Source organism: Gardnerella sp. KA01000, assembly GCF_049244035.1.
Taxonomy (GTDB): Bacteria; Actinomycetota; Actinomycetes; order Actinomycetales; family Bifidobacteriaceae; genus Bifidobacterium; species Bifidobacterium leopoldii.
Genome location: NZ_CP058367.1, coordinates 1,229,714 through 1,254,250, shown reverse-complemented (window position 1 = coordinate 1,254,250; position 24,537 = coordinate 1,229,714). Strand labels below are relative to the sequence as shown.

At 43.1% G+C, this 24,537-nt stretch carries 18 protein-coding genes; 13 read left to right on the top strand and 5 right to left on the bottom strand.

Annotation, left to right across the window (positions count from 1 at the left end; genetic code table 11):
* Positions 1–35 precede the first annotated feature (35 nt).
* The 6 genes from truB to HXT58_RS04705 all read left to right on the top strand — a co-directional run bounded on the left by truB (position 36) and on the right by HXT58_RS04705 (position 6,982).
* Complete coding sequence (gene truB, locus HXT58_RS04730) at positions 36–1,139, top strand: tRNA pseudouridine(55) synthase TruB (RefSeq protein ID WP_415705813.1); 1,104 nt, start codon at positions 36–38, stop codon at positions 1,137–1,139.
* Between the two features lie 61 nt (positions 1,140–1,200).
* Entirely contained in the window at positions 1,201–2,445 is a 1,245-nt protein-coding gene (ribF, locus tag HXT58_RS04725; protein ID WP_004105442.1) for a bifunctional riboflavin kinase/FMN adenylyltransferase, read from the top strand.
* A 111-nt stretch (positions 2,446–2,556) separates the two neighbouring features.
* A complete protein-coding gene (locus HXT58_RS04720) occupies positions 2,557–3,600 on the top strand; it encodes an ADP-ribosylglycohydrolase family protein (RefSeq protein ID WP_012913835.1) in 1,044 nt (347 codons plus the stop codon).
* A gap of 54 nt (positions 3,601–3,654) precedes the next feature.
* Positions 3,655–4,779 carry a PfkB family carbohydrate kinase gene (locus tag HXT58_RS04715; RefSeq protein ID WP_076002624.1) on the top strand — a complete coding sequence of 375 codons (1,125 nt, stop codon included), beginning with the start codon at positions 3,655–3,657 and terminating at the stop codon, positions 4,777–4,779.
* Between the two features lie 79 nt (positions 4,780–4,858).
* The gene (locus tag HXT58_RS04710) at positions 4,859–6,382 is read left to right on the top strand and encodes a purine-cytosine permease family protein (protein WP_415705817.1); all 1,524 of its coding nucleotides are present in this window, start codon (positions 4,859–4,861) and stop codon (positions 6,380–6,382) included.
* A gap of 42 nt (positions 6,383–6,424) precedes the next feature.
* Entirely contained in the window at positions 6,425–6,982 is a 558-nt protein-coding gene (locus HXT58_RS04705) for a cysteine hydrolase (RefSeq protein ID WP_415705819.1), read from the top strand.
* 28 nt (positions 6,983–7,010) lie between these two features.
* Here the strand turns inward: HXT58_RS04705 and radA are convergent, their stop codons facing one another.
* Positions 7,011–8,498, bottom strand: coding sequence for a DNA repair protein RadA (gene radA, locus HXT58_RS04700; RefSeq protein WP_415705821.1), 1,488 nt, complete (start codon positions 8,496–8,498; stop codon positions 7,011–7,013).
* A gap of 107 nt (positions 8,499–8,605) precedes the next feature.
* Between radA and HXT58_RS04695 the strand changes: the two genes are divergently transcribed.
* The gene (locus HXT58_RS04695; protein ID WP_004109607.1) at positions 8,606–9,262 is read left to right on the top strand and encodes a hypothetical protein; all 657 of its coding nucleotides are present in this window, start codon (positions 8,606–8,608) and stop codon (positions 9,260–9,262) included.
* 103 nt (positions 9,263–9,365) lie between these two features.
* The gene (locus HXT58_RS04690) at positions 9,366–9,455 is read left to right on the top strand and encodes a 30S ribosomal protein bS22 (protein WP_004268639.1); all 90 of its coding nucleotides are present in this window, start codon (positions 9,366–9,368) and stop codon (positions 9,453–9,455) included.
* Positions 9,456–9,591: 136 nt separating this feature from the next.
* Here HXT58_RS04690 and rpiA read toward each other — a convergent pair whose 3' ends face one another.
* The 4 genes from rpiA to HXT58_RS04670 all read right to left on the bottom strand — a co-directional run bounded on the left by rpiA (position 9,592) and on the right by HXT58_RS04670 (position 14,833).
* Positions 9,592–10,290, bottom strand: a complete 699-nt coding sequence (gene rpiA / locus HXT58_RS04685) for a ribose-5-phosphate isomerase RpiA (RefSeq protein WP_004105437.1) — start codon at positions 10,288–10,290, stop codon at positions 9,592–9,594.
* 597 nt (positions 10,291–10,887) lie between these two features.
* Complete coding sequence (locus tag HXT58_RS04680; protein ID WP_415705823.1) at positions 10,888–11,994, bottom strand: ribonuclease H family protein; 1,107 nt, start codon at positions 11,992–11,994, stop codon at positions 10,888–10,890.
* A 34-nt stretch (positions 11,995–12,028) separates the two neighbouring features.
* Positions 12,029–13,702, bottom strand: coding sequence for a phosphoglucomutase (alpha-D-glucose-1,6-bisphosphate-dependent) (pgm, locus tag HXT58_RS04675; RefSeq protein WP_004574076.1), 1,674 nt, complete (start codon positions 13,700–13,702; stop codon positions 12,029–12,031).
* 30 nt (positions 13,703–13,732) lie between these two features.
* Positions 13,733–14,833, bottom strand: a complete 1,101-nt coding sequence (locus tag HXT58_RS04670) for a diacylglycerol/lipid kinase family protein (RefSeq protein WP_004105433.1) — start codon at positions 14,831–14,833, stop codon at positions 13,733–13,735.
* A 382-nt stretch (positions 14,834–15,215) separates the two neighbouring features.
* Between HXT58_RS04670 and HXT58_RS04665 the strand changes: the two genes are divergently transcribed.
* The 5 genes from HXT58_RS04665 to HXT58_RS04645 all read left to right on the top strand — a co-directional run bounded on the left by HXT58_RS04665 (position 15,216) and on the right by HXT58_RS04645 (position 24,485).
* A complete protein-coding gene (locus tag HXT58_RS04665; protein WP_112928497.1) occupies positions 15,216–17,033 on the top strand; it encodes a L,D-transpeptidase in 1,818 nt (605 codons plus the stop codon).
* Positions 17,030–18,514: an App1 family protein gene (locus tag HXT58_RS04660; RefSeq protein ID WP_101885888.1), complete on the top strand. Its 1,485-nt coding sequence runs from the start codon at positions 17,030–17,032 to the stop codon at positions 18,512–18,514. Before HXT58_RS04665 ends, HXT58_RS04660 begins: the two co-directional genes overlap by 4 nt.
* An 89-nt stretch (positions 18,515–18,603) precedes the next feature.
* Positions 18,604–21,108, top strand: a complete 2,505-nt coding sequence (locus HXT58_RS04655; RefSeq protein ID WP_421775622.1) for a S9 family peptidase — start codon at positions 18,604–18,606, stop codon at positions 21,106–21,108.
* 286 nt (positions 21,109–21,394) lie between these two features.
* The gene (locus tag HXT58_RS04650) at positions 21,395–22,105 is read left to right on the top strand and encodes a Crp/Fnr family transcriptional regulator (RefSeq protein ID WP_004105425.1); all 711 of its coding nucleotides are present in this window, start codon (positions 21,395–21,397) and stop codon (positions 22,103–22,105) included.
* Between the two features lie 58 nt (positions 22,106–22,163).
* Positions 22,164–24,485: a transglycosylase domain-containing protein gene (locus tag HXT58_RS04645; RefSeq protein ID WP_004574072.1), complete on the top strand. Its 2,322-nt coding sequence runs from the start codon at positions 22,164–22,166 to the stop codon at positions 24,483–24,485.
* Positions 24,486–24,537 lie beyond the last annotated feature (52 nt).

Sequence of the window (24,537 nt, the reverse complement as noted above, 5' to 3'; positions counted from 1 at the left end):
CTCAATGTGAATCGTATAGTAGCTAGATTTAACTTATGTGCATACCAGATTCAGGATTACTGCTTGTAGATAAGCCTCAGGGCGTTACAAGTCACGATATTGTTGCATGCGCTCGTCATTTGTTGCATACAAAACGAGTTGGGCACGCAGGAACGCTTGATCCTATGGCAACAGGATTGCTAATCATAGGTTTTGGCAACGCAACGCGACTTTTAAATTACATGTTGGGGCATGATAAAACCTATGAAGCAGTAATCCGCTTAGGAGAAGCAACTACTACTGATGATGCAGAAGGTGAAATTCTTCCGGATGACGCATTAAATATAGGTCCGGGGGTTCACGTCGCTAATAAAGACATGTCTTTTGAAAAGTCACTGTCTTTTGAGCGAATTAAGCAAGTTGTTAGCGAAAATTTAGTAGGCAAAATTATGCAAGCTCCTACTGCTTTTTCTGCTATTAAAATTAATGGTCAACGCGCTTATGATTTAGCGCGCGAAGGAAAATCAGTAGAGATTGCTCCTAGAGAGATATTTGTTAGTGATTTTTCAGTGAGCAATCCTCGAATTACTAGGGGAGTGAGTGGGAAACTCGTATGCGATATATCTGCAAAAGTTTCTTGCAGTAGTGGAACATATATTCGCGCTTTAGCTCGTGATTTAGGTCGCTTACTAGGAGTTGGTGGACATCTTACTCAGCTTCGTCGCACTAGCGTTGGTGATTTTTCGGTTGCTGATTCGCGAGTTCTTAAACTTCGCGCTCAAATGCGAGAATTTACTGATCGCAATGGAGTATTGCAGCATCGCTCAAAAGCAGTTCCTAGTGACGATTTTGACGCAAATAATATGCTTCCTAAAATTTGCTTAAATATGATGGATGCAGCTTCGCATTCGCTTCCAACTTTAAGCATTGATGAGAATCAAGCTAAAGACTTACGTTTTGGTCGCTGGATTGAGCTTAAATCTGGCATAAATTACGAAAATTATCCGGCAATAGCGTACGTTTCAAACGCAAATAATGCGGAATGTGACGTTGTTGCAGTAGTTGAATTGACAAAAAATATAAAAAGTAATCAAATCAAACCAATTGTGGTATTTCCGGCAAGCGAGAAGACTGGTAAACTAGATAAGTATTTAAAATAACGAATTGCGTATTTTGCGTAGTTTGCTTGAGTAATGCTTGAACGCGGATAGTAAGGATATCATGAAGGTCATCGACATTCGACCAGATGCCAACGGCATGATTAATTGGCCAACGTTAAGTGCAGAGCGTAAAGCGGTTGTTACCATTGGCGTATTCGACGGTATGCACAAAGGTCATCGCGAGGTTATTCGTCGTACTGTGGATCTTGCGCATCGTCATGGAGCGTTTTCAGTAGTGATTATGTTTGATCCGCGTCCAAGCGTAGTGCATGCTAATCCTGATTTATACGATGATTTTGGCGACGTTAATTCTAAACTTCCGGACGATCCGGATGCTCTTACAAGCGTGCGTCAACGTTTGCGCGTGATGTCACAGTTGGATGTTGATCATGTTGTGATTGTGCGCTACAGCCTTGCTTTTGCTGCAAAATCGTACCGTTTCTTCTTAGGTCAGCTCGTTGGAAAGCTTGGTATGCGAGCATTAGTTCTTGGCTCTGATGCTGCGCTTGGTGCTCGTCGTGCTGGTGATATTAAAGCAATTCGTGAGTTGTCTCAAGCAACTGGAGTTTTTGAGCTTATTGAAGTAGAGGATTTGGGTCCAGATGACGTTCGCGTGCCTGATCCTATTGTTCGTGAAGTTCCACAGGAGCCTGGAGATCCTAAAGATCCTTCTGAGGGCATGAATAAAGCTGAATATCGTGCTTGGAGTAAGAGCATGCCAAATAAGAAAGTGCGTGCTTGGAGTTCTACAAATGTGCGCTGGATGTTGGCTACTGGTCGAGTCAAAGAAGCGCGTGAAATTTTGGATCAGCCGCATCGCGTTGAAGGAACAGTAGTTCATGGAGACGAGCGTGGGCGCGAGATTGGATTCCCAACAGTAAATCTTGGCGAAAAAATTGAAGGCTATGTGCCAGTTGATGGCGTGTATGCAGGCTGGGTTGTTGATTTAGATGCTGACAATAAGAACGATGTCAGACCATCGAAAAATGCTGTTCCAGATGTGAGTGTTTTGCGTCGTGATGAGCTTCATTTAGGCGTTCATTCTCCGTGGCGTTGGCCTGCTGCGATTTCTATTGGAACTAAGCCAACATTTAATAAAGATGGCGAAGAAGATGCAGAGCGCACTGTTGAAGCTTACGGATTGTTCGACGATTGGAAAGACTTGTACGGGCATCGCGTTTGCATTGAGTTTGCTAGTTTCTTGCGTCCGCAACAGGCTTTTGACTCAGTTGACGCGCTAAAAGATATGCTCAAAGCTAATGTTGAGCAAGTGCGCGAGATTACAGATGCTGAAGCTGAAGTCTGATTTTGATATTTGCGCTTAGTTGTTTTTAGTTGCGATTATTTTTGCTAGCTGCGTTTAACTCATAGCCCAAGTGCTTTTAAAATTGTGTTTGCTAAAGCATAAAATATACTTATGATAAACGCATCAATCAATCTTGAGCAAAGTGAAACATATAATCGCGCGTTTGGAGCTATTGTTGGTCTTGCTATAGGCGATGCGCTTGGAATGCCAACTCAAAGTATGAGCGCTCAAAGCATACGCCGTTTTTATGGCGGTCCAATTACAAGGTTAATGGATGCTGTAAGTCAGCAGCCAATCGCGCCAAATATGAAAGCAGGTTCCGTAACTGATGATACGGAGCAAGCTTTTTTACTTGCTGAACGCATAATCGCAGATAATGGCAATATTGACAACAACAAGTATGCGCAAAATCTTTTAGATTGGGAAGATGCAATGCGCGAAAAAGGTTCCTTGGATTTGCTAGGACCGTCAACTAAGTCAGCTTTAAAAGCGCTTGTAAATGGAGTAAGTCCTGAAGAAACAGGCAAATTTGGCACAACTAATGGTGGTGCAATGCGTGCAACGCCAATTGGCATTGCTTTCAAACCAGGTGAATCTCTCGCTAATGCAGCCAGAAAATCATGCTTAATTACTCACAATACGACTCAAGGAATTGAATCTACAACTCTTATTGCTGCGGCAGTAAGTTTAGGTATTGAAGGTTGTGAGAATCCGCTTAAAGAAGCAATAAAATTCGTAAAATCGCTTCCAAAGTATGGCAATTGGAGCGCAAAAGCAAGCGTTATAAGTAGGGTCGAATTTTTCACTAAAAAAGCTGAAGAGTTGAGTTTCGCATCTGTTAGTGACGAAGAATTTGCGGAAATACTCCAAAATGATTGTGGTACAAGTGTTGAAGCTAATGAATCCGTAGCTGCAGCTTTCGCAATTGCAACTCGCTTTGCGAATGAACCAACCAAAGCTGCGTGTTTTGCAGCATCGATTGGCGGAGATACTGATACGATTGCTGCAATGTGCTCTGCGATGTTGGGTTCACAGTATGGGTTGCAAGTATTCGATGAAAAAATACGAGAACGCGTTTTAGAGAATTTGCGAATTGAACACTGCTATGACGTAGAAAAGACAGTGTATGATTTGTGCTTAATGAGAAAAAATTAGAAGATTGAGAAAAGTAGAGAATATGCTGCATAGTAGCTTTCAGAGGCGATTGCAATGTACGAATCAAACATAAGCTTGAATGAAAAAGCAAGTTTGGTAGTGCCGCAGGTAATCTCACTTGGCCAAATTATCGTAGATGTAACTATGAAAGTTAGCTCTGTTCCTAAGCCTGGTGAAGACATATTTGCAAACTCTTATAGTATGAGCGCTGGTGCAAGTTACAACATGCTATTTGCTGCAAGTCAAATGGGAGCTAAAGCGCAATGGGCTGGCGTTTTGGGTGAAGGCTATTTTGCAAATATTATTTCTAAAGCTTTAAACGAAGCGCATATTTCGCATATTGGCACAAAAAATTCCATGCTTGATTCAGGATTTTGCATAGCTCTTACGGATAAAAGCGCAGAGCGAACTTTTATATCTACTAAAGGTGCAGAAACTAGTGGTGACGAGCATGCTTTTGACTTAGTAAACCCAAATCCGCAAGATGTTGTGTACATTAGTGGATACACATTTGTGAGTCCTATAAAGCGCGCGCTTTTGCGGTTTATGTTAAGAACATGCGGTTCAATTAGTAGTGCTTCAAGTAGTGCTTTAGAGAGTTCTTTTGATAAACACAAGCGCCGGTTTACAGCGATTTTTGATGCGTCTCCAATGATTGCAAATATTTTAGATGAAGATTTAAAAGCTTTGATTGACTACGCGCCAATTTGGTTGTGTAATGCTAGAGAAGCTGAGATTTTAGCAAAAAGGCTTAACGCTTGGGGAAATGACGAAATCGAAGATGATTGCAGCGAAGATGCTGACGAAAGCAAAGTTGCTGATAGCAAAAACTTTAATGACAAAATAAATAATCAACTTACAAAACGAAAGATTGAGCGTTTACAGCGTGCGTTAAAAGCTCCGCTCATCGTTCATGCAGGATCTCACGGAGCTTGGGTGTGTGATTTAGGTAAAGAAGCCGAGCATATTAAAGGATTTCAAGTAAAAGCAGTAGATACGAATGGAGCTGGCGATGCTCATACTGGCGTACTTGCGGCTTGTATAGGCTACAAAATGACACTTAAGCAGGCTGTTTTATGCGCGAATGCTGCAGCTGCTATTGCTGTCACAAAATATGGGCCTGCAACGTGTCCTACAAAAAAGGAGATAGAAGATTTTATTAAAACAAATGTTTATTAACACCAACATTTAATGGATTTTCTTAAATTATCTACAAATCTATAAAACAAAATCAATATAAAAAGAAGCTAGGTGAAAAATGAGTAAATCTCAAGTAGGAGAATCTAAAACTCAACAAGCCACAGACTCGTCGAGTCAACATTCCTTAAGCATTGAGGAACAAGGCATAGACACAATCAGTGAAAGCGAACGTAAAGGAACGCCATCAAGCCTATTCTGGCCGTGGTTTGCGTCAAATATTTCTGTATTTGCAATGTCGTACGGAGCGTGGGCGCTTGGTTTTGCAATATCCTTCTGGCAGGCAACGCTGATGACAATAATCGGCGTAATTGTGTCATTCCTGCTGGTTGGAGTGATTTCAATAGCCGGCAAACGTGGAAACGCGCCAACAATGGTATTGACTCGCGCAACGTTCGGTGTACGTGGAGCAAACATTCCAGCAGCACTAAGTTGGATTGCAACGCTCGGATGGGAGATTTCTCTAGCAATAACTGCCGTTCTTGCAATGGCAACAGCCGCAGAAAAGATCGGCTGGGGTAGTGGTATGAGTGTTAAAATCGTGAGCACAATCATCGTAGTTGGATTAATTGTAATTGTTGGAATTTACGGCTACGACTTAATTATGAAGTGCCAGCAAGTTATAACAATTGTAACGGGAATAATCACTCTTGGATTCTTCGTACTAGGCTGGGGACACATAAACTTTGCTGCGATTGGTCAAATTCCAAACGGATCTCTTCCTGCAATGCTCGGTTGCTGCTTCTTCGTTATGACTGGCTTCGGCATAGGATGGGTTAATGTTGCTGCTGATTACTCAAGATACTTGCCTAGAAAATCTTCAAATAGCGGAATCGTTTTTTGGACTACTTTTGGAGCGTCAATTGCAAACGTGTTCCTAATTTTCTACGGTCTTCTACTCGCAGCTTCTAATATGAAATTAGCTCAAAACGTTGGAAACGACCCGATTGGAGCAATTGCGGCAATCTTGCCAGCGTGGTATTTGATTCCGTACACGATTGTAGCGGTTCTAGGACTTATGTCTGGAGCAATTATGGACAATTATTCAAACGGTCTTGCGTTGCTATCTTTTGGAATATGTATTCCTAGAACTGTTGCAGCAATTATTACTGCAATTCTAACTACTCTTGGTGTTGTTTATGTCACGTTCTTCTCTGACACATTTATTGGACCATTCCAAGGCTTCTTAACAACTTTGGGAGTGCCGATGGCTGTTTGGGCCGGAATGTTTACTACGGATGTGCTTGTTCGCAAAAAAGATTATTGCACTGAGGACTTGTATAAGCCGGAAGGTCGTTATGGTGCTTGGAATGTTAAAGCTTTTGCAATTCTTTGCGTTGGAACGATTGTTGGATGGGGTTTGGTCGTAAATTCTGCAGCGAAATGGCTTACATGGCAAGGTTATTTGCTTTGGTTTGTTGGCGGAAAATCAAGTAGCTGGGCTGGTGCAAACCTGGGTGTAATAGTTGCGTTACTAATTGGCTTGGCTGGTTCTTTAATTTTCCAGCGCAAAGATATTGCTAAGCAGGAAGCGGATTTGCCAACAAGTGAAGTAGATTTGTCGACAAGCGAAATTGCAGAATAAAAATAAAAATAAAAAAGGATATTCGTATGAAAGGATATTCAAATGATTAAAGAAGACGAATGGTTAGTTGTAATCGACAGGCAGCGCGTTTTTTGCGAAAGTGACTGGTCGACTTGGGCATGCGCAGATCACACCTACGATTCAACAACCGGAGCTTTTACAAAACTTGCAAAAGCCTACGGTAATCGAGTAATTTACACGCGCTATGTAGCACCGCTTAAGCCAGAAAACGCTTGGGTTGACTATTTTAAAGATTGGCCACAATTCCTCGTAAAACCTGACGACCCAATGTATGACTTCACTCCAGAAACAGCAGAACTTGCGGAAGGTCACACTGTAGTTACGTGCGAAACTTTTGGAAAGTGGGGTACGAAACTTAAAGCCGCATTAGGCGAATGTCACAAAATAACAATTTGCGGAGTCGCAACAGATTGTTGTGTACTGACAACCGCTTTAGCTGCAGCAGATAATGGCGTTGCTGTGCGTATCGCAGAAGATGCTTGTGCAGGAAGCACGCCAGAAAATCATAAGCTAGCTCTTAAAACTATGGAGCTTTTTACGCCGCTTATAACAGTGTGCAGCACAAGCGAAATTCTTTAAAGTAGTAGCACTTGGGCATTTGCTTAGCTTATAGCCCAAGTGCTTTTAACGCTTCTCGCACTGTATTAACTTCAATAACTTCTAATCCTGGAATACTAACGCTTTTCCGCATATGGCAAACTATTGCGCGCTTATATCCTATTCGCGCAGCCTCGCGCAATCGCGGCTCTATTCTTGGCACTGGGCGAACTTGACCAGTTAAGCTCATCTCGCCAATTGCGCAAGTTTTAGGAGTTACTGCTTTCCCGGCAGCAGCACTAGCTAAAGCTGCTACAATTGCCAAGTCGCAAGACGGCTCCTTTGCCAACGCTCCTGCAATAGTAGATACGTACAAATCTTTTGCAAGCAAATTAACGCGTCCGTGACGATACAAAACTGCTGTAAGCATTGCAAGACGGTTAGAATCAACACCAGAAACTGCACGGCGAGGAGTGGGCAGAGCCGATTGTGTTACAAGTGCTTGTATTTCAATCGGCAGGCTTCTGTGTCCTTCAAGTGTAAAAGTGACGCAAGTTCCGTCGTTTGTGCCATCTTGCGCATTTTTACCTTGATTATTGTTTTCTGTAGAAGACAAAAACAGTCCGGAAGGATCTGGCACTTCCTCAATTCCTTCACCGCTCATATCGAAGCAGCCAACTTCGTCTGTAGGTCCAAAGCGATTCTTTACAGCTCTTAGCATGCGTAGTGCTGTTTGTGTATCGCCCTCAAATTGACATACTGTGTCGACTAAATGCTCAAGCGTACGCGGCCCTGCTATTGAACCATCTTTTGTAACGTGCCCAACTAAAAGTATCGGAATATTGTTAGTTTTAGCAACGTCGATAAGTGCGCTCGCAACTTCTCTAACTTGTGTAGAACCGCCTGTAATGCCATCTACTTCTTGTGCGGAAATCGTTTGTGCAGAATCGACAATAGCAAGCGTAGGATGATGCGTTTCAATAAGATCTAGTACAGTGTCAAGATCGCCTGTTGTTGCAAGTAATAAATAATCGTTTACAGCGTTAATTCTAGACGCGCGCAATTTAACTTGTGCTGCTGATTCCTCGCCGGAAATATACAATACAGGGGGAGTGTTGCTTTCTTTTGATTGTTTAGATACGTAAGCTGCTGTTTTTAGAAGTAGTGTTGATTTTCCGATACCTGGCTCTCCTGCTATAAGAGTTACGGAGCCTGGCACAAGTCCTCCGCCTAATACGCGATCGAATTCGCTAAAACCAGTGTGAATGCGCATTGCGTCGTCTGCTTGAATTTCATTAATTGGTTGCGCGGATGTTGCTGAATCGAGAGTTGAATATGCGATATTGCGATTAGAAGTAGTTATGCTATCTGGTGAATAGGTGCGCGATGCTGTTGTTGTGCGCGATGCACGTGTTGTACGAGATAATCCGCTAACTCGCGCCTCTCTAAACTCGTTCACTGTGCCCCATTCGCCACATTCAGGGCAGCGACCGTACCATTTTGAGCCGCTCCAACCGCATTCGGAGCATAAATAGTGAAGAGTAGATTTACTAGCCATATCTCGACGCTATACGCTTTATTAGACAATCATATTTTGTATTTGTTTTTGATTGTAAAGCGCTTTTGCGTACTAAAAGCGTCATCGCGATGTGACATAATGCAAGTATGTCGAAATCGAATGCTTCAAGTATGAATGCTTCAAAGATGGGTGCGTTGAATATGAATTCCTCAAGTGTCAATAATTCATCACACAGCAAGTTATTAGTTGTGTTGACTTCAGCTGCAGTAATTGTGGTTTTGGCTCTAATTTCAGCATTTATGTGGCCAGGTTGGGCATTGAATCACGAAAATGTTGCGAGCAAAAATCATATGGTAATGCCTAAAACGCCTTCTATACCATCGAAACCTTTGCCAGCATCTTCTACAGCATTGCTTAAGGCTATGCCAGATAGCGTACTTGATTTCGCTCGTGTTGACGCTATACCTAGTGCAACTTGGACTGAATCGTCGCCTTTGGAGGAATATTCTGTTAAGTACTCAACTGGTCAGCCAGATGGGGAAGTGTCTGTAACTGTTGCTCAATGGTCGAATCGCGATTCTGCGAACAAGCAGTATGAAGCGTTAGTTGATGGACTTAAGGGTTCTGATATCGCAAGTGGAAAAATTCAAGTTTCTGGTAAGACTTCCGGTAGCTATGTGTTGCGAAATGATGAAAATGATAAATCACAGGCTAGTGCATTGTGGCAGAATGATACCGCTGTTTTTGAAGTGAACGGCGCAAAGCAAGCAGTAGAGCGTTTTTATCACAGATTCCCAATGTAAATGTTGTAAAAAATGATGTTCTTTGTAATATCACTCCACAAAGTCGTTAAAACGGTGTAACATTAGGCAAGTTGCACACTTTACATAGGAATGGAGGCTTCAGATGGGTTCTGTCATCAAGAAGCGCCGCAAGCGGATGAGCAAGAAGAAGCACCGCAAACTGCTGCGTAAGACTCGTCACCAGCGCAAGTAATTTTCTTACTATGCGTTGATGCGTGTCTGAACGTTTAGGCACGTAAGACTTTTTTGAAGCGTCGGTTTTTCCGGCGCTTTTTATATACAAAAAAGTAGAGCCCGCGTTTGCGGACTCTACTTTTCGATTAGTTTCGCTACTTATTTGGGTTTGTAAGCGTGCGAGGACCGTTTGGATCGCCAACAATCACCGTGTCAACCATGTTCAAGAACAAGCCGTGTTCCACAACGCCAACAGTTTCAATCAAATCTTTCGCCAACTCCTGCGGATGCTCAATGCGCTCCATGTGCAAATCAACCACGAAGTTGTTCTCGTCGGTGCGCACTTCCTTGCCGTCAGCATCAAGACGCAAAACTGGCTTATATCCGCGCTTTTCGAACTTACGAATCACCTGCGCGGAGCCAAACGGAATCACCTCAACAGGAAGCGGGAACTTGCCAATCGTGTCGACTACCTTACTTGCGTCAACAATCCACACAATGCGGTCGGAATTAATAGCCACAATCTTTTCCCAAAGAAGAGCTGCGCCGCCGCCTTTAATTCCGTTGAAATTCTTGTCAACTTCATCAGAACCATCGATTGTAACGTCAATGTGATCCACTTCGTTAATGTCGAGAATCTTAATGCCGTAGCCCTCTGCCTGCTCTTGTGTGCGACGAGAAGTGGTGACTCCTGTGAAGCTCAAGCCTTCTTCCTTAACTCTGCGGCCAAGCTCGTCAACTAAGAAGCGCACTGTAGAGCCGGTGCCAAGACCAACCATCATTCCATTCTTTACAATCTTTGCGGCTTCAATGCCTGCTGCTTTTTTAAGCGCATCTTGTTGTGCTTTATCCATTATCCCTGCTTTCTTGTTTTTGTTATTCCCGAGTTCGCCGATGAACTTCCATCGCTATTTGCGGGAGAGGCTTTGTGTTTTTATGCGTGCCTCATTTTCGTACATTTCCATATTAACCTTTGCCAAGATTTTTAGGGCTATGTGCATCTTAGTTGCGTCGTCATTCATTCACGGGATATTCGTGTGGTAGAGATTTGAGATTTTTCGCACTGATTGGATGCTTGCATGTTTATGAAGTTTTGCAGTTGCGCTCTGCCGACGTTGAGTATTTATTGCTTAGAGAACACTAGCGTCATTGCTACTGCATGCGTCACGCCAGGCACTCCTACCACACCACAGAACACTAGCGGTTTTACTAGTAGTGAGGGGTGGGTGTTGCTTGGTCGAGCAATATAAAAGCGGAACGATAGTAATAATCGTGATGATGAATACTATTTTTGCAGAGAAAGTAAGTAAAAAACTAAACTTAACTACGCAACCGCTAAGTCTAAGTAAGGTATAAGAGCGGAGCGCTGCGAGACAAGTAACACCCACTACTCACAGCCACATATAGAAATCCGCCAGCCAAACACCACACTAAACGAATTGCAAAAATAGCTATGAAAGGTAGAAGGCAGTTGGAGATAAATGCAAGGTGCCGTCGGGCTCTACGTAGCCGCTTACGTTGATTGTGCCGGAAATAAAACGCGCCTCGCCGTTAAAGCTTGGGCTTGTGTTTGGCGGGGGAGTAAACTGCAGCACGCCAGAAACACTTAATCCTTGAACTGGTTTAGATGTAGTTTGCGTAACATTTTGCTCTGTTTTTGGAACTTCTTGAACAATAGTTATAGCGTCTTGCTGGTGCATATCTTGTTTATTTTCTATTGATAGTGCATCTTTTTCGCTATCTTCTAACGTTTCACGCTTTGTTTCACGCGTTTGTTCAGGCTTCGTTTCACATGCTGCTTCTTGCGCTTGTTTGCGTGCTGATTCATTTGCAGATTCAGTTAGATCACTAGCATTTTTACTATTTTGTGCAGAAAAATCAGGATTAATATCTTCGCCAACTGTGCGTTCAAGATGATATTCTGCATTGGAAATTTTGCCATCTAAAAGCATTTTCGCATCACTTGGCACATTCGTACCTTTTGCATATTCAGAAGCAAGAAGCGACTTCCAGCCTTCTAAAGGCAAGTATCCGTCCTTCAAACCATTTCGGCAATCTTCCGCATATCCACGCGCTAATGTATCAACTTTTTCGTTTCCTTCGTTTCCTGCGTGACCCTTAACCCACACGAATTTTACGGCGCCTTCGCGCTTAGTAATTTCCGCGTCGATTGCTCGAATCAGCTCGGCATTTTTAACAGGTTCATTTTTAGAGTTTTTCCAACCGTTCTTTTTCCATCCGTGAATCCACGTAGTTGCGCAGTTTATAGCGTATTGTGAATCACTTTCGATTGTGAGCAGCTCACTTCCAGGATGTGCTCGCAAAGCTTCCAAAACTGCGCATAATTCGCCAATTTGATTTGTGCCATTAGTTGCGCCTCCAGCATCTGCATTGCCTGTGTGATGGTGTTCGTTAGAGCTACCAGACTCGTCAATGTGATCTGCCCACGCCCAACCCATTGAACCGTTTGGGTTTCCGAGCGCGGAACCGTCTGTCGAAACAACAATCATGACAAAACCTTTCAAAAATGCGCCGGCTGCATATTGCAACCAGCGCAATTAGTAGATTCTTTATTTACGCAAGATTATTACGTTACGCTAAAGCCTTGTCGACTACAGCAGTAGCTTCCTCAAGCACCTTGTCAAGTGCTTCTGGAGAAACGAAGGATTCTGCGTAAACCTTGTAAATATTCTCGGTACCAGATGGGCGAGCAGCGAACCAGTTGTTCTTAGTCGTCACCTTCAAGCCCCCAATCTTTGCGCCGTTTCCAGGAGCTTCCGTAAGCTTTGCGGTGATATCTTCGCCAGCAAGCTTGGTTGCTTCAACATCGTCGCCGCTCAAAGCTGCGAACTTCTGCTTCTGCTCAAGCGTGGTTGGGGTATCAACGCGCTTATACCAGCTTTCGCCAAAGCGAGCAACCTGATCCTGGTGAAGCTGAGCTGGGTTCTTGCCAGTCTTTGCAGTAATTTCCGCAGCGAGCAAATCAGGAATCAAACCATCCTTATCGGTGGTCCACACGCGACCATCTTTGCGCAAGAAGCTCATGCCGGAGCTTTCCTCTCCGCCGAAAGCAACTTCGCCGCTAAAGAGTGGGTCAACGAACCACTTGAAGCCAACAGGAACTTCCACAAGCTTTGCGTTAATAGAAGCAGCCACGCGGTCGATCAAGGAAGAAGACACAAGCGTCTTGCCGATAGCAGTATTCTTTGGCCAATCCGGACGAGCACCGCCGAACAAATACTCCACGCATACCGCAATGTAATGGTTCGGGTTCATAACGCCCCAGTTAGGGCACACAATACCGTGGCGATCAGCATCTGGATCGGTGCCGCCAACCAAATCGTACTTATCCCAAGCGCCAGCGTTAAGCTGATCAACTAAGCCCTTCATTGCGTAAGGGGAGCTTGGATCCATACGAATCTTGCCATCGTGGTCAATAGTCATGAATCGCCAAGTTGGATCAACTTCTGGACGCACAACGCCGATGTTCAAACCGTACTTTTCGTTCATAAGTGGCCAGTAGTTTACGCTTGCGCCGCCGAGTGGGTCAATTCCCAAACGCACGCCGCTAGAGCGAATCACATCGAAATCAATAACGTTTGCCAAATCGCTAACGTAGTGTTCGCGGTAATCGAAGCCTTCAACCAAATCAGACTTGATTGCTTCCTCGAAAGGTACGCGCTTTACGGACTTGTAATTGTCGAGCAATTCGTTTGCACGAGCTGCAATTGCGTTAGTTACTTCCGCAGGTGCAGGGCCGCCTGTTACAGGATCGTACTTAAAACCACCGTCAGTTGGTGGGTTGTGTGAAGGAGTGACGACAATGCCGTCAGCCAAGCCGTCGCCGCTAAAACGCTGAGTGCCGTCGGCTGCGCGATTATGCGTCAAAATAGCTTGAGAAACAACAGGAGTTGGCACGAAATCTCCGCGAGAATCCACGCGAACGTGAACTCCGTTAGCAACCAAAACCTCAATAGCGGTTTTTTGAGCAGGCTCAGAAAGAGCGTGCGTATCGCGACCAATATAAAGAGGACCAGTTACGCCAGCTTTCTTGCGATATTCAGCAATAGCTTGCGTAATTGCCACAATATGAGCTTCGTTAAACGAAGTTTTCAAAGCAGAACCACGGTGACCGGACGTGCCGAAAATCACGCGCTGTTCTGGAATGTTGGAATTTGGAACTTCATCATAGTAAGCGCCAACCAAAGCGTCGACGTCGACTAGATCTTCTGGGGTGGCGGGCATTCCCGCATTTTTTGCTACCATAATTTTTTATTTTGCCACAGCGCTTGTATTTTATTTATTTTCTGGCACTCTTACGCACAATGCTTGCTTGTCAACAGTGAAGCGCAAATGTTTTGTATATCCCAAAATGTCGCCGTCTACTTGCACTGGAGCAGATTTTTCTAATTGCACTTCTGCGCTAAAACCTTGCGTTTGGTCAATTCTTGAGCCTGCAGAAAGCGAATCCTGCTGGAGTGCGCGCCCTGTTAGCGTTTGATGTATTACTCCTCGGAACAAATTAGCCCAACCAATTAAACCGCCAGAAGTGTCAATAATCTCAAAATCAAGCACACCATCGTCGTATGCTGCTTCTGGCATAAGCGAAAACATAGGAATTTGACCGCAATTTCCAGCCATAAGTGTGCGGAAAGTCAATCCTTTTAGCACACTTTCGTCGCCATTTGAACGCTGTAAGGTAACGGTTGCGCGATATTTTGGCATAAACAAATGCTTTACACCAGAGACAAAATAAGCAAGCCAACTAATATTCTTTTTTAAGTTTGGATCAGTGTCGTCAATCATTAACGCGTCAAAACCAATGCCTGCAATAATTAAGAATGCGTGTCCATGATCTTCTTCTGGATTGTCGAGAATCGTTACGCGCCCAACGTCAACCTGCCTAGAGCCGTGAGAAGTTGCAACACGCAGCGCAGCATCCACGTCGTTTACTGGAATTCCCATATTTCTAGCAAAAAGATTGCCGGTTCCAATAGGAATAATTCCCATCGCATGACCTTTACCGCTTACTGCGCTCGCAACAGTACGAACCGTGCCATCTCCGCCGACCGCTACTACTACGTTAGCTCCGTTTGAAAGCGCTTCTAAAGCGCATTCGCGTCCATCTTTATCTAACTGTGTATCAATAATTTCGTAGGTTAAATTGCGTTCTTTGCAATAATTTTTAATACTTTCGCGATACGATTCTGCTTGTGGTTTTGAAGGATTAAGTATGAATGCGTAATGCACTGAGTCGCCGTGTCGTTGAGCAAGTTTTTCTGCCAAATGATGACGTTTTAAAGCGCGCGAAACAATCATGATGACGAATGGTGCGAGTACAAGCGCGAATACAATCATCATAAGAGCAATAGTCGCTTGAATAGGCATAGTTGGCATACCTCCTATTCTTGCACATTATTTTTCCTACAATACTAAATTTTGCGGCATATTGCGAATATTTACGTTTTTTACACATTTGTGTAGTATTTATTGTTTTTATAAATATCGTTTATTGCTTGTATTAGATGTTTATTAGTTACTCATTAGGTGTCGGCTAGTTGCTAGTTAATTGTGCATTTTGCTGCTTTTGCTTGTTCTTTGCTCGTTTTTTAACGTGTATTATTCGCATTAATTCTGTACTAAATATTTAGCTAGTTATATAGCTAGTTATGTAACCAGTTATGCTCTCATGTTTCGCTAATACTAATTTCGTGCGTCGCTAGTGGTAAACTGTGCAAGCGTGTCTGTCGCATACAATTATTGAGCAGAGGTTTTGAATATGGCTGAATTACAGCAAAATTTTGAGGGAGATGAATCCTTCAATATTACATCTAGTAATATGCCTGATGATGCTAGTGACGATACTGTTGCTTTTATGCAGGTTCCTCAAAGTCATGTAGAAGATCAAATGGCTGATAATTCTGTTAATTATGAGGGAACTCTTGCTGATAATTTAGGCGAAGTCGCCGATGAAGAAGATACTTCTGGAGACATTGTTGACGATATCGTTGAAGATATTGCCGGTAATAAGAAGAATGTGTTTGGCAATAATGCTACATCTTATGGCATGTATGCAAATGCAACTCCTGCCGATTCAACTGCAACCGATTCATTTAGAGTAGTAGAGCCGAAAGCAAAGAAACATCGTGCGAACCGTTCCGCATTGGCGTTGATGTATTCGCTTCTTATTTTTGTTATTTTGTTAGCTGCAGCATTTTTTGCACTTCATTTGTATTTCAACAATCGAGTTGCTCCAGGTGTTGATTTTGGTGATGCTTCTATTACGCGCAATCTCACTGGCTATCAGGAAGATTCTGTAAGCAAGACTGTTCAGAATGCTGTGGATCATAGCGAATTAGTAATTAGTGACGATCAAGGCAATAGTGTTGATGCAGATTTGAGTCAACTTGGTGTCAAGATTGATAAGAACGCAACTGTAAAAGCTATTATGAATGCTAAGCGAGATAATTTATTTACTCGTATTATGCCTTGGGTTCATCAAACCGTGAGTTTGAAAGCTGTACGTGATGATTCTGCTTTGGATTCGTACTTATTGCATAAGTTTATTCGTGAGAAGGATCGCGCTGTACCTTATAGTGCAGTTTTCGACAAGGATTCTGAATCTTACAAGGTAGAGGATGGTATACCTGGTCGCACTATAGAAACTATGTCTGTTCGTGAAGCAGTAAAAAAGTTAATTGCTCACCCTGGTAAAACAGTAAAAGTTTCTGTTACATCTCGACGCACTGACGCTCCTATTAAGCTTGATGCAGCGCAGAAACTTGTAGATGATTTAAATAAACTTCTTGAGAAAAAAATCACGTTTAATAACGGTGACGGTAAAGATTTTACGGTTCCAAAAGAAGCGATTGCGTCTTGGATCAGTATAAAAGCAGATACGACTCGCCGTAAGCTTTCTTACACAATTGATGCAGATAAAGCAGATTATTATTTGTCTCAAGTTCTTCCAAAAGAGCTTAATCAGCAAAAGATTAATCAGGAAGATGCAGTCAATAAAGAAGGCAAGTTTATTTTCACAACACTTAAAGGTTCTAATGGTGTTGAAATTAGCTATTCCGATAGTATTGCGAAAAAGGCTGTAGAATCTTTGCGCAATGGCAATGATTTCAAGATGTCTGTTCCTTCAAAAATCACTAAGTTTACCGTTGAAAAGAAGCTTGTTGAAATGCGCATTGTTGTTGACAAAACAACCCAAACGGCTTCTGTTTATAGGAATGATGAACTTGTAAAAACATTCCCTGTTTGCACAGGTAAGCGCGGTGCCGATGATTCAGCTTCTGGTACATTCTTTATTTACTTGCGTTATGCTTCACAAGATATGCGCGGTAGGAATGGCGATGGATCTCCTTACTTCTCTCCTGGAGTGCGTTGGGTTAGCTATTACCATGGTGGAGAAGGTTTCCACACTGCTTCTTGGAATTATAAGGGTATTGCAACTGGCGATGCTGCAAATCACGGCTCTCATGGTTGCATAAACATGTATGAGCAGGATGCTCGCTGGATTTTTGAAAATTGCCCACGTGGCACTATTGTGCAAATTGTTGGCACGACTCCGGATGGTCCGGTACGCGAATGAGCGAATCTGTGGGTAACTCACTTAACAAAGATGAACGCGCCGAAGGACTTTCGCTTTCTGCGCGTTCTAATCTTGAGTATGTGCAAAGCCCACAATCTACTCCGCAATTAGTGGCGTCTAGACGGATTAGCAGTGCGCCAATTCCTGTGCATGTGACGGCAACATTGTTTGACGCTCCTTCTAAAGCTGAGCGTATTGACAATAAGCCATTGCTTGTGCGTTTTGGTCGCAGGCTCATTACGTCTATTGTCGGCATGTGGATGCGTCTTGCTGGTCGTGTTGCTCGTCGTTTTAGCTGGTTTCCAAGTGTTGAGCCATATATTGGGTATGGAACGCATAGATATGCTCGCTTGATTTGCAGAACTGTGTATGCTCCAAAGCTTGGTCATCATTCTGCTCTAAAACGCGGAATTTATGCGATGCTTGTTGTTCCTGCTGTGCGTGTGCGCGTGGCTTTGTCTATTGACGGTATTCCTGTAGAAACAGCTCAAATTGGCGATTCTGAAATATACGATAAGCCTGAAGGTTCACGCGATGGTAGTGCAGAGTACTGTATTTCTGACCGTGCAGGGTATTTAGATTTAATTACCGAACGCGCTTTAGAGCCTGGTCGTCACGTTGTTTCGTATTCTGTTAGTGACCGTGAGCCTGTAAAAGCGAGTTTATTTGCTATTGATGCAAATGTTCCTGTTGGTGTTATTTCGGACGTTGACGACACTATTATGGTTACTCAAGCGCCTTCGCCAATTCGCGCTGCTTATAATTTGCTTATTATGAATCCTGCTCATCGTTCGCCAGTTGCTGGAATGTCTGAGTTTTTCCAGTCTTTAGAGCGTTTGCGTGACGATATTCCATTTTTCTATCTTTCTACTTCTCCGTGGAATGTTGAGGCTTCAATTCGTCACTTTATTGATCGCGAAAAGTTTCCTGAGGGTCCTCTTCTTCTTCGTGATTTGGATCCGCGTCCTAAAACTTTTATTCCAAACGGACCGCAGCATAAATTAGAATTTGCAACTCAACTTATGGATGATTTTCCTGGCATGCGTTTTGTGCTTATTGGCGATGATGGTCAAAAGGATCCTTTAACGTATGCGAATATTATTCGTAAGCATCCAGGTCGTGTGCTTGCAGTAGGTATTAGGCAATTGCGTAAGCGTGCTACTGTTGAGGATTTTCGTCGTAAATTATCTCGTGATTTTGCTGTTGCTTTAAGTGCATCTAAACGTGCGTATGTTTTTTCGGATGCTCTTGATACTACGTGTGAAGATGCGCAAGAAATTCCTACTATGGCGATCGAAAAATTAAATAATGCTAACGAGTTTTCTGGTGATATTGATGATTTTGATGATGCTCAAATGCGCATAATTGAAGCAGAAGGTGCTGCTGGTACTTTGCAAGGCGTGCCATTTTTTGCAGCTCCTCAAGGCAAAGATTTAGCTAAAGTAATGCTTCCGTTTATAGAGGAAGCGATTGCGAAATAGTATAAAATAATTGCAAAATAATTTTGTAATATTAAAGAATTGCAGAAAATATTTCGTTACTAATATATAAGAGCTGAAGAAAATACTTAATGAAAATTAAAAGAGGTGTAGCTATGAATAATCAAGATTTTGCAAAGCCAAAAGCGGCAGAACGCATACCGTCGGCACGTGAATTCCATGGCGACACTTATATAGACGAATATGCTTGGATGAAAGATCGCAATAATCCTAAGCTTATGGAATACGTCAATAGTCAAAATGCTTATACTGAACAGCGTGTAAAGCACTTAGCAAACTTGCGTTCTACATTATTTGACGAGTTGCGCTCAAGAGTTCAAGAAACAGACATGTCTGTTCCTGTGCGCATGAATAATTACTGGTATTATGTGCGCACTGAAAAAGGCAAACAATACGCTGTGCAATGCCGTATGAAAGTCGAAAATAGTGACGATTGGAATCCGCCAACTATCGACAATTCTGCAAAACCTGGCACAACTGATGGTGAAGAAATTTTATTTGATGCAAACCTTGAATCTGAGCACTCTGGTGGCAAGTTCTTTAGAGTCGGTGGAATGGATTTGAGTACCAACGGTTTGAGAATGCTGTACGGTGTCGACACTCAAGGTGATGAACGCTTTAACTATTTTATTCGTGACTTTTCTACAAAAACATGTTCTTGGTTGCAGTTGGAAGAATCGTGGGAAAATCTTGCTTCTGCTTCACTTTCTCCAGATGGAAAATGGATGTTTTATGTAAAGCTTGATGATGCTTGGCGTCCTTATCAAGTTTGGAGGCATAAGGTCGGCACTAAAGTTTCCAGCGATGTAAAAGTTTTTGAAGAAACTGACGAGCGATTTTTTGTTGACGTGTATGAAAGTTTTGACGAACGATACATGATGATCAGTAGTAGTTCAAAGACTACATCGCGTGTGCTCATGCTTCCTTTGAGCAATCCTGAGGGCGAATTCCGTATGGTTATTGAGCCGGTTGAGGGAGTGGAATACGATATTTCTTTCGCTTGCTTCGAGAATGCTGGCGAAAATGGTGAAGATATTCCAATTGCGATTGTGTGCCATAACGCTAAAAATCCTAATTTTGAAATTGACATTATTGATATGAGAGGAAATTCCGGAAAGTTTGATGAGCATGTAACGTATAAGCTTTCGGATGGAGTATGTGTTGCTTCGGGTTCTCCTTATGGTTGCGAGCAAGGAGATGCTTGGCAAAAAGGTGCCGGAAGTGAGCCTATTACAAAGCCTTATAATTCGCCTCAAAATCCTGAAATATTGCAAAATGCAGTTGGATTGAGCATAAGCGGATTGTCAATGTACAAAAATTATGTGGCACTAGCTTACCGTTCTCAAGGTTTGCCGCATTTGGCTGTAATGAGCAAGAAGCGCGCTGTTGAAGATTTTTTGCAAGCAAAACCGTGGCGTTTTTGCGAAGTGCGACCGCTTTCTTCCCAGCTTGCGAATCAATTTACGGATCAACCTACGGATCAATTTTCTTCTCAACTTACGGATCAACTTGCGGATCAAGCGCAAGCCGAATCACGTGCTGCGCTCGCAAATATTTCACAAGAAGAAATCAACAATAATCGCTTATTTAGTATTTCTATGACTGGAAATCCTTCGTACGAAGCTCCGCATATGCGTTACGCTTTTGGCAGTTACGCAACTTTAGGTCAACTTCGCGAGTTGGATCCTTTAACAGGCGAAGATGTGCTGCTCAAGCAAGGTAAAATTTTAGGCGAATTTAATGAGCACAATTATGCTGAAAAGCGCGTTTGGATTACTGCTCGAGATGGTGAGCGTGTGCCAGTATCGCTTGTGTGGCGTCCGGATAAAATTTCTCAAACTGACTCAATGTTTATTACTGGTTATGGAGCGTATGAAGTTAGTTCAGACCCTACTTTTTCTGTCGGTCGCTTGAGTTTGCTGGATCGCGGCGTGTTATATGCGCAAGTGCATGTGCGAGGCGGTGGCGAAATGGGTCGCGCGTGGTATGAGCAGGGTAGGCGCGTTAATAAAAAGCATACTTTTGAAGATTTTGTTGATGCCACGCGTGCTTTGCAAAATGCTGGTTTTGCTTCCGCTTGCCATACTGTTGCAAACGGTGGTTCAGCGGGAGGCTTGCTTATGGGTGCTATAGCAAATATGGCTCCGGAATGTTATGCAGGAATTGAAGCAGACGTGCCTTTTGTAGATGCCCTTACGTCTATGCTCGACTCTTCTTTGCCGCTTACTGTAACAGAGTGGGATGAGTGGGGCAATCCGCTCGATGATTCTGAAGCTTATGCTTATATGAAATCGTATACTCCTTACGAAAATGTGCCTTGCGCAAAAACGGAAGATGTTCGCAAAAAGTTAGCTGATTTTCCGAAAATCTTAATCACATCGTCTATTCACGACACGCGCGTGCTTGTTACGGAACCTTTGAAATGGCTCGCTAAATTGCAAGCTTCTGGGGTTGATGCAATTGCTCGTATTGAAACTGACGGTGGTCACGGTGGCACTTCTGGCAGGTACAGGCAATGGCAGGAGTTAGCTTATGAAAACGCATGGTGCTTGCATGTTATGGGAGTAAATAGTTAGTCGGAAGCGGCAGAAACTTTACTGCGTTGTAAAGTAAATGTCGTTTGTGTGCTAAAAGGCGGCAGAAACTTTACTGCGTTGTAAAAAAACGGTCGTTTGCATGCTAAAAAGCGGCAGAAACTTTACAGCGGCGTAAAGTAAATGTCGTTTCCTCGTCTTTCGTGATATCATAGGTCAGGTGATGTGCGTTTTTCGCTTACGTTTTTCGTTTGCGTTTGCGCTCATCCGCATACAGGTAGTTCAATGGAGATATCTACTTATTGCTTAATGAAGGGGTAGAGCAGCAATGGCAACACTCAGCGTTGACAGTGATGAATTTTCACTGCAACATACCGCATTGTTTAAGCAAGTTCCAGCTGATCAAGTAAAAGAATTGATGCAGTATTTGCAAGAATCGACATTTAAAAAAGGTTCGGCAATTTTTAATGAAGGCGATACTGACCATCGAATGTACTTGCTTGAGCGTGGAAGAGTAAAATTAGTTCGTCATTCAAACGACAATCGTGTGCAATTGTTAAGTATTCACACTCCTGGCGAAATTCTAGGCGAAATTCCCGTTTTTGATCCTAGCGGCGGTCCTCGTACAGCTTCAGCAATATCTATTACCAACAATACTAGAGTTTTATGGCTAGAAAATGACGTGTTATTCCATTGGCTAAACAATCACCCTAGCGTTGCAGTAGATATGCTTCAAGTGCTTGCAGCGCGCATGAGAGCAAATAATGAGCGAATTTCCGACTTAGTTTTTATGGATGTTCCTGCTCGTTTAGCGAAGACTTTGCTGAATTTAGCTTCAAGATTTGGCGAGCCTATGAGCGATGGCTTGCTTGTGCCGCATGATTTAACGCAAGAAGAGCTTGCGCAACTTGTTGGCTCTTCACGCGAAACAGTTAACAAAGCACTTATGGATTTTGCAAACAGAGGCTGGATTATGCGCCAAGGCAGGTCAATTATTATTTATAAGCCTGGCATGCTTATTCGTCGAGCTGAGCGTTAAAGTGCGAATGTTTATGATGCCAGTTTTCAAGTAGAGGCAAACCTTTAGAATAGTACGCATGCCGAAAAAGAATTCACTGACTGTTCGCCGTGTGCTAGCACTGTTCCTTACCTACATCACTTTGTGTGTTGCAGGAGGTGTTGCAGCAAGTATTATGTTTGTTCCTGGCGTAATGAGCGTGAATAGCATAGTGAAAACAGTAGTACCTTCACTTCGCGTTGACGGCATCGATTTTGATGTAACTGCTTTGCCGCAAAAATCGCGACTTTACGCTTCTGATGGCAAAACTATTATTGCAACTTTTTATGCTCAAAACCGCACTGTAGTGCCGCTCCGACGCATATCGCAATATATGCAGCGAGCAATGGTTGCTCGTGAAGACCGTCGATTCTTTGAGCATTCCGGCGTAGATATGCAAGGTGTTATTCGCGCATTCGTGCAAACATTCGTTAAAAAGGGAGATATGCAAGGTGGCTCTTCCTTAACTCAGCAATATGTAAAAAATGTGCTTATGATTAAAGCTCGCGAAAATAACGATCCTTTAGCTGAGTATCACGCTTCTGAAGGCACTATTGCTCGTAAATTGCGCGAAATGCTTATTGCAATTCAAATGGAGAAAAAATACTCTAAACTTGAGATTTTGCAGGGATATTTAAATATTGCGCAGTTCGGTAGCAATAATATTTACGGCGTAGAAACTGCAGCTCATCGCTACTTCAATACGAGCGCTGCAAAACTTAATCTTGTGCAATCGGCAACTATTGCTGCAATTACAAAGAATCCTTCGCGTTACGATCCTTCTATTGAAGCAAATCAGCCTGAAGCGCAAAAGCAGCGCAATATTGTACTTGATTTAATGCTTCGTCAAGGTTTTATTACTAAGAGCGAGCATGATTCCGCTGTTGCTATTCCTCTTAAAAGCACTCTTAACATACAGAGGGAAGTTTCTAAGATTGGATGCCAAGCTGCAGGTGATGCAGCATTCTTCTGCGATTATGTAACGAAGAAAATTTTGCATTCTCGCGAGTTTGGTAAAACTGCTGCCATGCGCGAAAAGTTGCTTACTGAGGGTGGTCTTGATATCTACACAACTATGGATTTGCGCGCCAGCAAGGCTGCTATGAAAGCTGCTAGAGATACGATTCCTGTAAACGATAAGAGCGGTTTTGAAGTTTCAATTGCGGCAATTAAGCCTGGAACTGGTGAAGTTTTGGCATTTGGCAGCAATCGTATTTATGATGCTACGGATGCTGCAAAATCAGATCCTACGCATACGGCTTTGAACTATGCTGTAGATGAGCGCGATGGTGGCGGTCTTGGTTGGCAGATTGGTTCTACGTGGAAGCCAATTAATATGGTTGCATGGATGCTTGCTGGAAAGTCGATTAATCAGCCTCTTCGCACTTCTATGCTTTACAACAATGCTGATTTTAATTGCAGCAAATTCCGCGGAGTTGGTAGTTGGTCAGTTCAAAACTCTGGTGGTGGCACAACTAATCCGGAAACTCCTTTGCAAGGTCTTGTGCGCTCGCATAACACCACTCAGGCTTCTATGGCTCAGCAAATTAAGCTGTGCTCAATCGCGGATGCTGCTCGCATACTTGGTTACCATAATTCGCCTCTTGGTCAGGAAAGTGTGTATTCTTCTAACTCGCTTAATCCGCCTATGACGATTGGTTCTGTGCAAGCTTCGCCTTTAACTGTGGCGAATGTGTATGCAACTATTGGCGCTGATGGCGTGGCATGCGATCCTATTGCTATTAAGCGAGTTGTTGACAAAAACGGTAAGCGTTTGAAAGTTCCTAGTGCGCATTGCCATCAAGCAATTCCAAAGGGAATTGCTCAAACTGCTGCTTATGCGCTGAATCAGGGTGTTGTGCAACCTGGCGGCGAGGCTTCAACTACCCAACTTGATGGTGGTCGCAAGACTTTCGCAAAAACTGGTACTAACGAACAGTACTACATGACTACAGCTGGTTTTGTGCCGTATCAAGTTGCTTCGTTTGTGGCAGTTGGTAACGCCGAATCACAAAAAAGCTTTAATGGCATGACTATTAACGGTCGTACAATGGCAGCTTGGTATGGTATGTATATTGCAACGCCAGCGTGGAAACAGTTTATGAATGACTATTTGAAAGCTGCTAACATTCCTGTTGACAACGATTATGGCAAGCCTGATCCAAAGTACACTGCCGGTGGAACTCTGCCTGGCATGCCTAAAAATACTGTTAAAACTGATCAGCAGAAGCGAGATGAAGACGCTAGAAAGCAGGCAGCACAAGAACAGCAGGAAGAAGCTAAGAAACAAAAGAACACGCAAGATCAGTACGGCACTGCTCGTCGCGACGACTATAGTAATTCAGAAACTGATAATTACTAAATGGTATTTGTTAACTCGTAATTGCTAGTTAACTTACTAAATACTAAGTTGT